At 67.1% G+C, this 13,381-nt stretch carries 13 protein-coding genes and 1 pseudogene; 5 read left to right on the forward strand and 9 right to left on the reverse strand.

Features of this window, described 5'->3' with window-relative positions:
* Positions 1-146: 146 nt before the first annotated feature.
* The 6 genes and pseudogenes from ABD378_RS02690 to ABD378_RS02720 all read right to left on the reverse strand — a co-directional run bounded on the left by ABD378_RS02690 (position 147) and on the right by ABD378_RS02720 (position 7,261).
* Complete coding sequence (locus ABD378_RS02690) at positions 147-806, reverse strand: SMI1/KNR4 family protein (RefSeq protein WP_344518667.1); 660 nt, start codon at positions 804-806, stop codon at positions 147-149.
* Positions 807-888: 82 nt separating this feature from the next.
* Positions 889-1,464, reverse strand: coding sequence for a hypothetical protein (locus ABD378_RS02695; protein WP_344518668.1), 576 nt, complete (start codon positions 1,462-1,464; stop codon positions 889-891).
* Between the two features lie 414 nt (positions 1,465-1,878).
* Positions 1,879-3,488, reverse strand: a pseudogene (locus ABD378_RS44100) (ISL3 family transposase).
* A 700-nt stretch (positions 3,489-4,188) separates the two neighbouring features.
* The gene (locus ABD378_RS02710) at positions 4,189-5,349 is read right to left on the reverse strand and encodes a pentapeptide repeat-containing protein (RefSeq protein WP_344518670.1); all 1,161 of its coding nucleotides are present in this window, start codon (positions 5,347-5,349) and stop codon (positions 4,189-4,191) included.
* A 917-nt stretch (positions 5,350-6,266) separates the two neighbouring features.
* Positions 6,267-6,560: a hypothetical protein gene (locus ABD378_RS02715; protein WP_344518671.1), complete on the reverse strand. Its 294-nt coding sequence runs from the start codon at positions 6,558-6,560 to the stop codon at positions 6,267-6,269.
* A gap of 245 nt (positions 6,561-6,805) precedes the next feature.
* Positions 6,806-7,261 carry a hypothetical protein gene (locus ABD378_RS02720; protein ID WP_344518672.1) on the reverse strand — a complete coding sequence of 152 codons (456 nt, stop codon included), beginning with the start codon at positions 7,259-7,261 and terminating at the stop codon, positions 6,806-6,808.
* Between the two features lie 185 nt (positions 7,262-7,446).
* Between ABD378_RS02720 and ABD378_RS02725 the strand changes: the two genes are divergently transcribed.
* Together ABD378_RS02725 and ABD378_RS02730 are read left to right on the forward strand one after the other, a co-directional pair.
* Positions 7,447-8,445: a TrbL/VirB6 family protein gene (locus ABD378_RS02725; RefSeq protein WP_425583809.1), complete on the forward strand. Its 999-nt coding sequence runs from the start codon at positions 7,447-7,449 to the stop codon at positions 8,443-8,445.
* 92 nt (positions 8,446-8,537) lie between these two features.
* Positions 8,538-8,747: a hypothetical protein gene (locus ABD378_RS02730; RefSeq protein ID WP_344518674.1), complete on the forward strand. Its 210-nt coding sequence runs from the start codon at positions 8,538-8,540 to the stop codon at positions 8,745-8,747.
* 203 nt (positions 8,748-8,950) lie between these two features.
* On the opposite strand, the gene ABD378_RS02735 is transcribed toward ABD378_RS02730, so the two are convergent.
* Positions 8,951-9,136 carry a hypothetical protein gene (locus ABD378_RS02735; protein ID WP_344518675.1) on the reverse strand — a complete coding sequence of 62 codons (186 nt, stop codon included), beginning with the start codon at positions 9,134-9,136 and terminating at the stop codon, positions 8,951-8,953.
* 324 nt (positions 9,137-9,460) lie between these two features.
* On the opposite strand from ABD378_RS02735, the gene ABD378_RS02740 reads away from it, so the two are divergent.
* On the forward strand, positions 9,461-10,828 hold the full coding sequence (locus ABD378_RS02740; protein ID WP_344518676.1) for an FG-GAP and VCBS repeat-containing protein: 1,368 nt from the start codon (positions 9,461-9,463) through the stop codon (positions 10,826-10,828).
* Positions 10,829-10,968: 140 nt separating this feature from the next.
* Here ABD378_RS02740 and ABD378_RS02745 read toward each other — a convergent pair whose 3' ends face one another.
* Complete coding sequence (locus tag ABD378_RS02745; protein WP_344518677.1) at positions 10,969-11,187, reverse strand: hypothetical protein; 219 nt, start codon at positions 11,185-11,187, stop codon at positions 10,969-10,971.
* Complete coding sequence (locus ABD378_RS02750) at positions 11,184-11,639, reverse strand: hypothetical protein (RefSeq protein ID WP_344518678.1); 456 nt, start codon at positions 11,637-11,639, stop codon at positions 11,184-11,186. The genes ABD378_RS02745 and ABD378_RS02750 overlap by 4 nt, the downstream gene beginning before the upstream one ends.
* 511 nt (positions 11,640-12,150) lie before the next feature.
* Between ABD378_RS02750 and ABD378_RS02755 the strand changes: the two genes are divergently transcribed.
* Both ABD378_RS02755 and ABD378_RS02760 read left to right on the forward strand, forming a co-directional pair.
* Positions 12,151-12,642, forward strand: a complete 492-nt coding sequence (locus ABD378_RS02755; RefSeq protein ID WP_344518679.1) for a hypothetical protein — start codon at positions 12,151-12,153, stop codon at positions 12,640-12,642.
* 155 nt (positions 12,643-12,797) lie between these two features.
* Positions 12,798-13,283 carry a hypothetical protein gene (locus ABD378_RS02760; RefSeq protein WP_344518680.1) on the forward strand — a complete coding sequence of 162 codons (486 nt, stop codon included), beginning with the start codon at positions 12,798-12,800 and terminating at the stop codon, positions 13,281-13,283.
* Positions 13,284-13,381: the final 98 nt, after the last annotated feature.

Genomic DNA, 13,381 nt, shown 5'->3' on the forward strand with positions numbered 1-13,381 from the left:
ACGCGCGCCGGAATGTCCGCGATTACGAGACCCGTCCCGAGCACTCCGAAGCGATGCTCACGCTCATGCCCCGCCGGATTACCCGACCGCTCATCCACCCAACAGCCGCACCTCCCCGCCCCGCTTCGGTAGTGCAGGCAGTGTGATCACACGCCGTCCGCCCACTCGTCCCCCGGCAAGGGGGCCCGCGGCGATGAGAGGTACTCGGGGTCTGCTTCCAGGCCGGCTGGAGGCCAGTCGACGGGGTCTTCGGTCCAGACGAGCGTCCCAGGGAAATCCGGGTGCCTGTCGGTTACTTCCCACTCGTCGTCGCCCGGCAGTATCGCGATCCAAGGAGGCGGTGAGGCCAGCAGGTTCCCGACGAAGTCCAGGGCACTAGTGAAGGAGCACCAGAGGGGATCACGCTCCCAGAAGAAGCCCTGCTCGATGTCCCACCAGCCAATACGGCCTGTCCTGATGTCGACCAGGAGCTGGATCACACTCAACGCCGCGAACGGGACGAGGAAGGGCTTGTCTCCTTCTGCCAGGTTGCAGTCATCCGGTGCCGCGTACTTCAGCCAGGTCGCACGCTTCTCAAGGACGTCCTCAACGCTCAGGAGCGTGAACCCGGGCGGAAGAATCACGGTCAGGCCCGAGCCGTTGTGCCGTAGCAGTGAGCGTTCGACATCATCCGGCAGTCGCCCTCCGAGGGACTCGTACAAGGCATCCAGGTCTGCGCGAGTACACGGAGGCGGCAATGGGTCTTCCTCCGGCGCATGCTGGACTATCCAGCGTTCGATCTTGCCCCACGACTCCTCGACACTCACGCGCCCTCCTCCACCCAGCCGGAGGCCAAGGATCCCAACTCATCAACGGCGAGGACACCCACCGAAGTTCAAAGATGGTTTCTCAGAGTTTGCCTTCCATGAGGACCGTGCGATGCCCCCCGAGCGCGCGTGAGAGACCTTCGAGGAAGCCGGGGCTGAAGTCGGGCCAGTCCCAGAACTCGAAACCGAGATACCCGAAGGCGAAGTAGTCATCCGACCAGGTCCATGCAGTCAGGTCACCAGGGCGCCGACAATGCGGGCAGGCGACTGCCGCGCTGCCTGTGTCGCTCCAGGCGCTGATGGCCTCACTGAAGGGTTCCCACACACCCTCAATCTCCTCCAGCCGGTCAGTGTAGAAATCCGCCCGACCGGCACAATGGGGGCACACCACGAACCTGGGTTCGCCCTGGCCGCAGTTGAATACGGTGCGGCCGGTCTCGACCCTGAGTCCGTCGCTGGGCTCCCAGTCCTCCTGACCGACCGCCTTGGCCCAGGAGGGACCGGGCGGATGCCCCGACGGCGCCCCGAGAACACAATCGGTGAGCTCGGCCCGAACTATCCCCTCCCTGACCAGCCAGTCGAGTCCGCTGTCTGCCAGGGTCCGGGCGTCCGCATGCGTGGCGTCGAGATCGACGACGGTCTGAAAATAGTTTCCCATGGGGCAACAGTAGAAGCAGCCACCGACAGCCCCTCACTCGCGACTTCGACACCTTGGCTTTATTCACGAGTAGTGGGATCAGGCACGAATTCCGTGAGAGCGCGGTGCGTGGGGCCACTCTGGTCCGCAGACTGAAGTCATGCGAGTAGAGAGCGTTGTGGGGAGTCTTGCTGTCCGGTTCGGTGTGACGATCGGGGCGGTTGCTGCGGCACCGTTCTTGCTGGCCGCCGGGGGCTCCAGTGCGCTACCGCCTGCTGCGTCATCTCTGCCGCGAGGACGGGCCAGGGCTTGTGGACAAAGAAGGTTGCTGGGTCAGTCCGTGGTACTTCGTGGTCAACAACACACGTGTCCTGGCGCTCTGTTGGCCGTCGGGCTGGGTCCTGCAGCGAGCGTCATCCCGCTTGAGCGGGCCCGTTATCGGGCGGCGGTGAGGAGGACACGCTTGCGCAAGAGGGAGAGGCCGGCACGTCCGAACATCTGACGCTTGATCATCTTGATGTGGTTGACCCTGCCTTCGACCGGGCCGGAGTTCCAGCGTGTGGTCAGTCCTTGGAGCACGGCTTCCCAGTCCTATTCCAGGCCGTGCGCGAAGGTGCTGAGTCCGGGGAGGTCCTCAACATTGGTGGCGATGATCCAGTCCTTGAGGTGCTGGCCGGAGCGGGTGGTGAGGATCTCGGCGAATGCACGGACATGCCTGTTGAGGGCGGTCAGCTCGGGGCAGCGGGCAAGGAGGGCGGTGAGCTGGCGGCGCTCTTCGATCCCCAGGTGCTCGGGGTGCCGCATCATCCAGCCGGTGACCTGCCGGACACCCGGCGGTGCGGGAGCCACCACGCGAATTCGACGACGGCGTCTCGGCCGCAGGTAGTCACTGATCGGCTGGTAGCCACCCTGGTAGCCGAAGGCCTGAAGCTCGGCGTGCAGATGGACCGCGTTGGTGAAGCCCTGTGCCCAAAGTTGGTCCAAGTGGGCCTTATAGGGGTCGAGTTGGCTGCGGCGAGGCTGGTGTCGCCCGCTCAGTAGTTCTTCAGGAGCTGCGGCGCGGGCTGTGCGGTGGACGGTGTTCCCGCCCATGTGTAGTTCCCGGGCGATCTCACGGATGCCGTGCCCCTGAGCCAAGAGACGGTGGATGGTTGCGTGGCGCTCGCGGATGCGGGCCTCGATCGGAGACATGAACTGCTCGACTTCTGCAGCGCCGGTCTCGTTCACCAGGCCGTCAGCGCTGGTGCCAGCCGCCTTGAGGCAGTGGCTGTGGCGGCGCACGCTGCGTTCGACGGCGGTGCCGAGGTTCTGCCACAGGTGAAAGCGGTCGGCCACCTGGACTGCGTTCGGCGCACCGGCGCGGGCACCTTCAGCGTAGGCGCCGGCTCGGTCACGGCAGGTGACCTCGGAACCGGGATGCTCTCGCAGCCAAGTGGCCAGTGTCGCGGCGTCACGGCCGGGCAGCAGGTCGAGGGGCCGGCGGGTTTCGCAGTCGATGAGACTGTGCCGTAGTGCTGCCCGCGCCTGGTAGCGAAGTCGTCGACTCCGAGGACCCTCGGGACATTCCAGGCTGGATCAGGGACGTTCATGACTGCGCGCAACATCGTCATCCGGCTCACTCGGGTGTTCAGGACGATCGCGAGCCGGCTTCCGGACCGACCAGCGAGGGCGATGGCCACAGCTTCCAGAACCCGCTGGGCGGCAGGCGTTCGGCGGCCATAGCGCACGGTCAACCCTCTGACTTGCTCAGCGAACGTACGGCGAGCGCAACCGGCGTTCTCGCAGTACAACCGCCGGACGGTCAGGTCGATCCGTACCGCCTGGCCACCCACCGGTCCATCGGCAAGGTGCCGTTCGTAGGTGCTGTGTACCCGTCCGGATGCTGTCGTGCAGTCTGGACACACCACGTCGAGCCCCCGGGTTCTCGCCTCGACGTGAACCACCTCGTTCACCCGGAAGACCGATTCCACCAACACGGCGTCGAGATAAGGGAACAGCAGGCCGACCAGCTCATCACACCGCACCACGGTCCCAGACAACGTCATGTCACCAAGGCCGAACCGCTCCGATCGTCCTCACGGAATTCGTGCCTGATCCGGGAGCCGACACCGCTTGTCGCTCAGAGCGGGGAACGCCCGGTTTCGCCGGAGGTCGATGTCTGTGAGTTCTGGCAACACCGGGGGCCTTGCGGTGGGAGCCTGGGGGTGCTCTGCGGGATGAGGGCGCGATGGCGCCCCCGAAGTCCAAGGTCGATCTGTACGCGGCGATCCGCCGCGATGCCCGGGCAGGGATGCCCTACCGGGCCTTGATGCGCGAGCACGGTGTTGGATTCCGCACGGTCAAAACGGCGTTGGAGTCGGTGTGGCCGGAGCCCCGGAAGAGACCGCGGCCCCGGGGGACGCGCTGGATGCCTACAGGCCGTTGATCGACCAGATGCTGAGGGTTGACCTGGACGCCCCGCGCAAGCAGCGGCACACCGTCAAGCGGATCTTCGACCGGCTGCTTGATGAGCATGCGGCGGAGGGGGTGACCTATCCGATGGTCCGGGCCTATGTCGCCGACAGACGCCCGCAGATCAAGGTCGAGGCGGGCCGCGGACCGGTCAACGCGTTCATTCCGCAGACCCAGCGGCCGAGAGCGGAGGCGGGCAGGACGCTGCCACGAGCTGACCCCGGACGCCACAGAGGAGGAGTTACGTCGGCCCAGTCCTCCCCGCGCGCAACGGTCTTCACTCGGGCCCCTCGGTCACGGCATGGACCGCAGGGGCGGGTGCCGTGTCGTTATCCCTGAGGGCTGGAGCAGTGGCGGAGGTTCGGGGCCGGGATCCTCGGTGACGACGACGCCGGCGGCCGCATGGTCGAAACCGGCCGGCCAGCGAGTGTGCTCGCTGGCCACCGCGCCGGTCAGACGTGCCTGGAGCAGGTCGGCCGTGCTCAAGTCGGAGCCGCGCAAGTCGGTCAGGCGCAGGTCGGCGCGGCGGAAGACAGCGCCGCCTGCGTCGGCCTTGCGCAGGTTCGCCTCGCGCAGGTCGGCCTCGGTGAAGTCCGCGTCACGCAGGTCCGTTTCGACCAGCCGGGCGCCCCGCAGGTCCGCCAGAACGCAGCGGGCCCGGCGCAGGGTCGCCGTCTGGAGGTCGGCATGCCGCAGGTTGGCCGATACGAGAGACGCCTGCGTCAGGTTGGCGTGGTACAGGCCCGCCGCCTCCATGCAGGACCGGTCGAGGTTGACCTCGTGCAGCCACAGCCCGTCGCAGTCGGCCCGGCGCAGGTCCGTGACGCTGAGGTTGACCCAGGACTGCTCCCGGGGTTGCAGCAACAACACGCCGAGCCCGGTCAGCGCCACCTGGGCGTCGGCGGCACGTACCTCCAGCGGCGCGACCTCGTTGACAGGCGCGTCCGTCGCTGGGGCTTCCGGTCCGGCGGGCGGCCAGGGCAGGTGTGTGCGCAGGTACGCGGCCTGGATGGAGATGACGGCCTCGCGGTCGCGGGCGGAGTGCTCGGCGATGCGCCACAGCGCGTGGAGTCCGCCGATGCGTGTTTCCAGCTTGTCGCTGCCGAGCTGGTCGACGGCCGTGCTGAACCGGTCGGTGACATAGCCCTCCTGGGTGGCGCGCAAGCCCGCCTGGCTGACTTGCAGTTGCCTCCAGGTGGCGTACGCGCCGAACAGCACGACCGTGCCGCCCACGGCCTGCAGAAGTGTCGTACGGACGTCGTTCACCGCTTTCAGCCGGTCCTGCGCGGCGACGCTCGCCCCGGCAAGATCGTGGTCGACCACCACACCCGGTAGGACGACGAGCACCGCGCCCAGAACGGCCAGCCCTGCTGCCCCGGCCAGCAGGGCCGCGATCGCACGATGCTTGACCAGCCGGTCGCGCCACTGCCTGCGACCGCGGCCCGGCTCCCCCATGTCCATGAGCATGGGAGCCTAGGCGCCGCTCAAAAAACGATCAAGATGCACGACTTCGAGCAGCGGCGCTCAACTGCCAGTGGCCCGACGGGCAATCACCGGACGACGGCAGAGCGTTGCCAGTTCTCATCGACATTTTCGAGCCCTGTGATCGCTAAGTGCTGCCCGAAACCGTCGATAAACGTTGCCCACTCTCGCCTACAGAACCAGTCAGCACCTGGAAGAGGAGTCCAGCGCCCGGCGCACCGTCCGCCGCGCCACCCCGCACTTGCGTTCCAACGCATGCCCCGACATACAGGCTCGGTGGTCCCGGCGGATCGCCGCGTACAACTCGACCTTGGTAGCCGAAATGCACTGCCGGGGCCTCAGCGGCAGAAGCACAACAACCGTCCCACGACAAGGCTTCAACTGCCTTCCAAAACTGGCCGACATCACCCCTCACAGCGCGAAGCCACCTCCCGAGCCCACCAACAGACGCCGTCGCCGCTTACCTACACAGCCACCAGACGGGGAACCCACGGGACGCGGACGGCACCGGATGTCCTGTGGCAGCGAACCTTGAGCGTGTGCCATTGGAGATTGAGCGGCACGGAGTCACTGACTCACGATCAAGGTTCAAGCGGCAGCCATGACGATTCCCGACGCGTGCGCGCGGACGGTCTATCGCACGGGGATCATGGCCGCGTCGTACCGGTGCGGATGCCGTGCGTGCGGGCCTCGCACGTGGCCCGCCGGGCGCAACGGGTGCCAGGGCTGCACGGCGCAGGCACCGTGACAGGATGCTCTGCCCCCGTCAACGAGCCCAGCCAGGAGGAGACACCGGTGTATTGATGGACACCAGGAGCCCAAGGCGCCAACGAGCCAACCGCCTACCTTTCACCCTGGGGCAACGCTGGGACTCCGGCGCCTCTAGCCTGCTACTGCTGATCCTCCTCAGACTGCTCGCTCGACGCGTCCTCATCGTTGAAGCCAAGAATGTCCTCTGGATCGAGATCGAGCTGGAGGGCGTTGAGTACATCTTGGACGTTCACGGCGAGGATGTTGACGGCAAGGTTCTCCACGTTGACAGGGACGGGCACGTCACTGAGCACGTGGGAGACGTCTCCACTGACCAGGCCGGGGTCGTCTTCGTCGGCATGGGCGGTGCCGGTGCTTCCGAGCATCGTTCCGGTGGCGAGGGCGAGGGCGGCAAACGCGGTGCGTGCCCGCATGAAGGTCTCCCTGGTGTCGGCGGCCGATCAGCGTCTCCCCTGCCGTGAACCTAGGCCGGGGAAGACGCAGCTGCACCTGGGGGCGTCTGTTGGGGCGACCGCTGAGCGACATGACCGTCCGTGGACGGCCGCGATTCGCGCGAGAGCGAGCGAGCAGTGAGCTGCGGACCCACCACGGCCCACGCCCGCTGAGTACCTGCTCACGATGGCTTCGTGAGCAGACACTCACGGCGCTTGCGGCCGGATCAGCAGGTGGAGCTGCGGACCTTGGCGAAGGCGTGGTTTTCGACCTTGACGTAGATGGTCTTCTTGTCCTTGCGGTTGTACTTCCTCGAGAAGTCGCTGCCCGGGTTGAGCTCGAAGTCGACCTTGAAGCAGCGTCCCTTCTTCACCTGGAAGACGTCCCAGTCCCGATTGCCGTTGGTCCGCTCCCCGGGGGAGAGCCAGGTCTCCTTCTGGTTGTTGCAGGTCGGCTTCTTAGTGGTGTGACTGCCGGTGCTCCCAGTGCTCTTGCACCAGTTCTGCCGAGCGTAGAAGCCCTTCCCGCTGTCGTTCCAGGTCTGAGAGCACAGGCCCGGACGGCACGAACCGCCCGCGCTCGCAGTGGGCGCCGGGCCCGCCAGGGTGGCGGTGGTCGCGATGGCCACCACAGTGGCCGCGGTCCTGGCATGCTTGAGTACGGGTTTTGTGGACACGGTCACGTTCTTCCCCCTTGTACGGTGGCCGGCCCTCATGGACTGGCAGGCGCGACGTTAAGGCGGTCGCGGGGGCCGTCACCAGACCTTTCGGGCAGGGCCGAAACTCAGTCGGCCGCCAGGCCGAGCTCCCGGTTCGGCCGCAGGCCGCTGCTGCTGTTCTGGTCACGCAGGACCAGGCGCGCCGTGCCCTGTACGAGCGGGTGGATGCGTGCCCGCATTGTCGGCCGGACACGGTACTCGGCGTCCTAGATTGGCTGTGGTGTTTCGGGCAGGGCCGAAAGGTGTGGCGTCCGCCCTGCGGGCGGTTCAGGCTCGTGTGGATCCGTTCGCGAGTCGATGGGGGAAGCATGACGATCAAGAAGTTGGTGGCGCGCGCTACCGCGGTGGCACTCCTGGCTACGGGGGGCCTTGCCGTCGGCACCGGCGCCGCAACAGCAGGCGGCAGCCACGGCGCGCCCGGCGCTGGCGTGGCTCCGATGGGCGACGGCAGCGGCTCGCCTGGTGGCGGTCTCGCCCCGATGGGACCCGGCGGCGCCTCCGGCGGCGGGTTCGCTCCTGCCGATCACGAGTGGGGGGTGGCGCCCGCTGTTTCGCAGGGTGCGGAGAACATGTCTGAGGGCCACGAGTCTCCGCCTGTGGACGACTGGGGCATCGCCCGGACGACAGAGAACGATGGCTCTCCCGGTGGGGGCATCGCCCCGATGGGCCAGAACGACGGCTCTCCTGGCGGAGGCCTCGCAGCGCAGGAGAACGGCGGCTCACCCGGCGCTGGTGTTGCGCCCGCGATGACCGGCCTGGCACCGATGGGCGACAACGCTGGATCGCCCGGCGGGGGGCTGGTTGCGATGGGCGACAACCACGGCGCTCCTGGCGGCGGTGCCGCGCCGATGGGTGACGGCCACGGCTCTCCTGGCGGTTCGGGGGTGGCCCCCAGGATGGACGATGTCGGCATGCTCCTCGACGCGCCTCGGCACCACTCCGACGGCCACGGGGACAGGGCGGTGCCGCTGGGTGACAACTCTGGTGCGCCCGGTGGTGGGTTCGCTCCCGCCGAGCATGACTGGGGCGTGGCACCCATGGAGAACGGCAGCGGTTCCCCGGGGGGCGGCCTCGCGGCGCAAGAGAGCAACGGCGCTCCCGGCGACGGGCTTGCCTCCAAGCAGATCAACAGTGTGGGGGACGCGTAACAAGGCAGGAGACGAGGTCGAAGCCGCTACGGACGCCGACGCGTCATCGACTAGAACGCGCCCGCCTCGCTGCGCCGTAGCACCCTGGATCTATGAGCGCGCCGATAGTCGTCCACCCTCCCGCCGGTTCTGGTGACCGGCGGGTGACGGTGCGCGGGCAGATCCTCGGCCTCGCGCACTCCGATGCCGACGTAATCGAGTTCCTGCGCCGTGCCGGGCTGCCGGACGCGGAGGGGCTGCTCGACGATCCGGCGTGGGTGATGTGGCGGGGCGGGCGGGCGCACCACTACGAGGCGGCGTAGGCACCAGCAACGACGAAGAGGGCCCGCACCCGCACTGAGTTCATGATCGATGCCTGGTCGTGGGTGAACTACAAGCCGGTCATGGCAGATGCCGACCGCCCGGGGAGCCAGGCATTCCCTGAGCTCGCCTCGACGTGGCTGCCGCCTCACGAGCTGCGTCGTCTGGCTGCGTACAAGGTGCTGGCGTCGTACGACGCGCGCGATCAGGAATCGTGCGCGGAGATGACGAGCTTCCAGCCGCTGGTGGTGCAGCCCTCGTTCGGCGGCGGAAAGCGGTGGCCGCGCACATCGGCGCTGTAGCGGTGGTGCTCTCCGCACTCGCACTCATAGATCCCCGACTCGGGGACGATCTCGCCGGGGCGGTAGACCTGCTCTTCGCTGTCGCTCATACGTCCGGTCTAAGGGGCCGCGTACCCTCGCGCGACTCGACCCGCCCTGCGGCGTGGGCACACGGCAGCAGATTCGAACTCCGTTCGAAGACAGGCCGCGACAAGCACGTACGACGTCTCTCCGCGCCCACGTACAACCCTTCGGCCCCACCACCGGTCTCCTGCTCGCCAACCCCACGCGTCACCTGGGACAACTTCCGGTGAACGGCGCGGCGCACCCACGCACCACCTGGCCACGCACCCCGCTTCGGCGCCCAGATCGCCGACTCCCTCCCGCCCCTCCACTCTCGCTACCTCCTCGGCTCACAAGGAACCCCAACACTCATGCGCATCCCCACTACGTCCACGCTCGCCACCTTCCTGATGGCGGGCCTCATCCCCCTCGCCCTGCCCGCCGCGGCAGCGAGCGCCGTGCCCGCGAAGCACGGCGACGACTTCAACGGTGACGGCTACCGCGACTACGCGTATTCGAGCTTCAGCGCCAGAGGGGGCGGCGGCGTCACCGTGGTCTTCGGGACCGCCACCGGGCCCGGCTCCAGACAGCAGCGCATCACCCAGGCGAGCTCCGGCGTGCCCGGCACCGACGAGGCCGACGACATGTTCGGCGAAGTACGGGCCGCCGCGGACTTCGACGGCGACGGAAACGGCGACCTCGCGGTCGCGGCGACTGGCGAGAACGGCTCCCACGGCGCCGACCAGGGCGCCGTCACGATCCTGTGGGGCGCCGCCTCCGGCCTGTCCAAGGGCACGACTCTCCCGAACAAGAACCCGGGCCGCAACAACTACATGGGCAAGGACCTGGCGACCGGCGACTTCAACGGGGACGGCAAGCAGGACCTGGCCGTCATCAACGAATCCATGACCTACGTCTACCGCGGCCCGCTCAAGCGCTCCGGCACCACCGGCACCGTGACCAAGCTCGACAAGACGACATCCTTCTACGCGTCGGCCCTGATCTCCGGCAAGGTCAACGGAGGCAAGAAGGCCGACCTCGCGATCATCGGCGACGTGGTCGGCTCCCAATCCATCGCGTCCGACGCCTGGTTCATCAAGGGGGGCGCGAGCTCGCTCACCCCAGGCAAGAGCCTGCGCCTGGAGTCCCAGTCCGGCAACGGCGGGAGCTCCGAGCGCGGCGGCGACGGTGTCATCGCCGACTTCGACAAGGACGGCTACGGCGACATCGCCATTGGCACCTCCCTCTACTCGAAGCACAAGGGCCGCGTCAGCGTCTGGTACGGCGCCTCCGGCGGCGCGTCCCGGAGCACCCGCCTCACCCAGTCGGCGAGTGGCGTCGCCGGATCGTCGGAGAACTACGACGAGTTCGGCTCATCCGTCTCGGCCGGCGACGTCAACGGCGACGGCTACGCGGATCTCGCGGTCGGCGTGCGGGGCGAGAAGATCGACGGCCAGGACTACGCAGGCGGCGTGCACATCTTCAAGGGGCGGGCGAGCGGCCTGTCCGGTGCCGGTTCACAGTGGTTCGCCCGCAACACCCCTGGCGTGCCCGGTCCGCTGACGGCCGACGACCAGTTCGGTGACCTGGTCCGACTGCGCGACACGAACGGCGACGGAAAAGCCGACCTGCATGTGAGCGCCTTCGACTCTCTGCGGCTGCCCGGCTCAGCCAGCGGTATCACCACGACGGGCGCGACGGAATACGACGCGGCGCCCATCGACAGCTTCTTGTACTAACTCCCCTAGACGAATGGTGCCTGTCTGTCTTTTGAACCCCGTCGTTCGCGCGGTGCGCGGTCGCCCCGGGTGTTGTGATATCAGCGCGTTGGTGATGCTCGCTGCCGCCGTGACGCCCGAGAGCTGGTGCTGGAGATCGGCTAGCGGGCGAGCTGGATCTTGACCTGTACGTTCGCGCAGCGGGTGGCGTTCTCGGCGAGGGCGTCTTCCTCGCTCGGGTCGACGGACAGGCCCCACCGGGTTTTCACGGCCACCCACTGCGCGATGTAGGTGCACCGGTCACCCTCGGCCGGCGGCATCCACTTCGAGGGGTCCTGGTCGCTCTTGCTGCGGTTCGACTTCGCAGACACCGCGATCAACGCCCGCTCGTCACCCAGATCGTTGGCGAGTCCTGCCGCTCGGCCGGGGTCCATTCCTTGGCGCTGTCCCAGGCCTCGGCGAACGGGACGCGGTGGTCGATGTCGAGTCCGGAGGGGCCGTCGATGTACTGGTCGTCGTACTCGGAGTACCAGCGGCCCCCGGTCAGCTTGCACTTCGGGCCTTGCTCGGGCGCGGTGAGCGCTTCGGCGAGCAGGACTTCGTTGCGGGTCGAGCAGCTGTCCTTGTCGCTGTCCACCCAGTGCTTGAAGGCCGTGCGCTCGTAGCCGGTGCGGTCCTCGTCCTTGACGGTGAGCGCCTTCAGCGCAATTTGGAGGGGCTGGGCGACGGTCTCCCCGGTCTCCGGTGCGGTGGGGGCGGCGTGGGCCGCGGCCGGGAGGGTGAGAGTGGCGATGGCGGTGAGTAGGACGGCAGTGCGGGCGATGGCGGGCACGAGGCTCCTCGAAGATCGCGAACTGGTTGTGATCTTCGTAGCGAGTGGGGCCTGCCAACGTGCCGAAGATGGCTGTGGTGTCACCCGCGAGAGCGGTAAGTCAGGTCGTCGGGGGGAGCTTTGCAGCGGCACTTCGCCTACGGGGGCCGAGCTGAGCGCTCGCGCCTAGGCGAGGGCCGCTGCGGCGGTGCTGTCAGCGCCGCCGCCCGCCACCTCGTCAGATGACTGAGGGTGTAGCTACATAAGCGAAAATTTGGAAATGTCGTAAATCCTTGAGTGCGACCCTCAGATCCGACTCAATTCCTCGCGGGAAGCCTTGACCGTAAATGAACGACGCACCTAGGTTCGTGATCACGAACCTCTCCGTGACCAGGAGGGGGAACTGAAATGGGGGAATTCTGTGAATCATGGATCGAAGTTCGGAATCCTGGCCGGTGTACTCACTCTGAGTGCGCTTGCGGCAAGTCCTGCGATCGCCGCAGCAGAAACTGAAAATGCCGACGGAAGCGCAATGTCCGTCGGCACGTCCGGCGACGACGCTCCGGAGGGGTACTTCACCCCCGGCCCCGACACGATCGTGAAGCGGAACGCGGCACCGCAGCCCGCACCTGCGGATTCGGGCATCTCAACCAGGGGCACCACCTACAAGGTGACGGCCGGGGCATCCTCGGAGAGCTGCGGGACCACGAAGATCCAGAAGACGAGCGGGGCAGGAAAGACGACGCTGGTCCTCACAGTGGAAGAGTCCGTCGAGACCGAGGTGTCGACCGAAATAAAGGTGGATGCCGAAGTGGTGTCGGCCGGCGTCGGCTTTTCCACCACACGCAAGTACGGCGTCTCGGATCAGACACGCTATGAAGTCCCCAAGGGAAAGCACGGGACGATTGAGGCATACCCGCTCTACGACAATTATCCCATCAAGATTTACAAGGATGGGAAGAAGGCCGGATCGGGCACTGTGCTGAAGCCGGTGGGTGTGTGCTTCAATCAGTGGTCTGAGTAGCATCGCGCAATATGAGGAGTCCCGCAGTGAGCCGTCCGGTCCGATTGATCCCTGTCGGCATCGCGCTCGTCTTCTCATGCGCGGCGTGCGCGGGTGGGGAGGGCGCGACAAGTGCCCCCTCGTCCGCGGCGCCATCGCCGGACCAGGTCTCCCGTTTGCAGAAGGCGCCTGAGATCAGTGTGAGCGGCGACCCGTTCTCTGCCCTTGACGCCGCGCGCCCCAGCGCCGATCGGAGGGCCGTCGGGGAGCTCCGCAGGGGCGCGGACCGGCTCATCGCCTATACCGAGGGCCACCGGTGCGGCCTCCAGGTGATTCGCTCCGACGGCGAGAAGCACCCGGTGCTCTCTCTCGACACGGCTATGCCCAAGAACGACGATCAGGGCAGCAACCGGTTTGCTGCCGGTCCATACCTGAAGTCCACGGCAACCGGCTCCGGAACCTCCAAGCCGTGGGCCTCGATGTCCTGCGGCAGGAACGCCATGGTCATCGAGTACTCGTCGCAGGACACCGCAACCCCTTCAAAGCCCCGAGGTTCCGTCTCAGCCATCGAAGGGCCAAAAGGAAACAAGACCCTCTATGTGGCCGTCGGGGATGACAAAGCCAGGAAGAAGATCCTCGCTTCCCTTCCCCGACGCCCCTGAGCCGTGAGGCGATGATCTCGCTGTCAACGCTGTCTCCGCCATCAGGTTCGGCGGCGGCGATGCTGCCGATCTGACAAGAGCAGCCAGCTGGAACGTCT

This window comes from Streptomyces rectiviolaceus (genome assembly GCF_039533825.1).
In the GTDB taxonomy this organism is placed as follows: domain Bacteria; phylum Actinomycetota; class Actinomycetes; order Streptomycetales; family Streptomycetaceae; genus Streptomyces; species Streptomyces rectiviolaceus.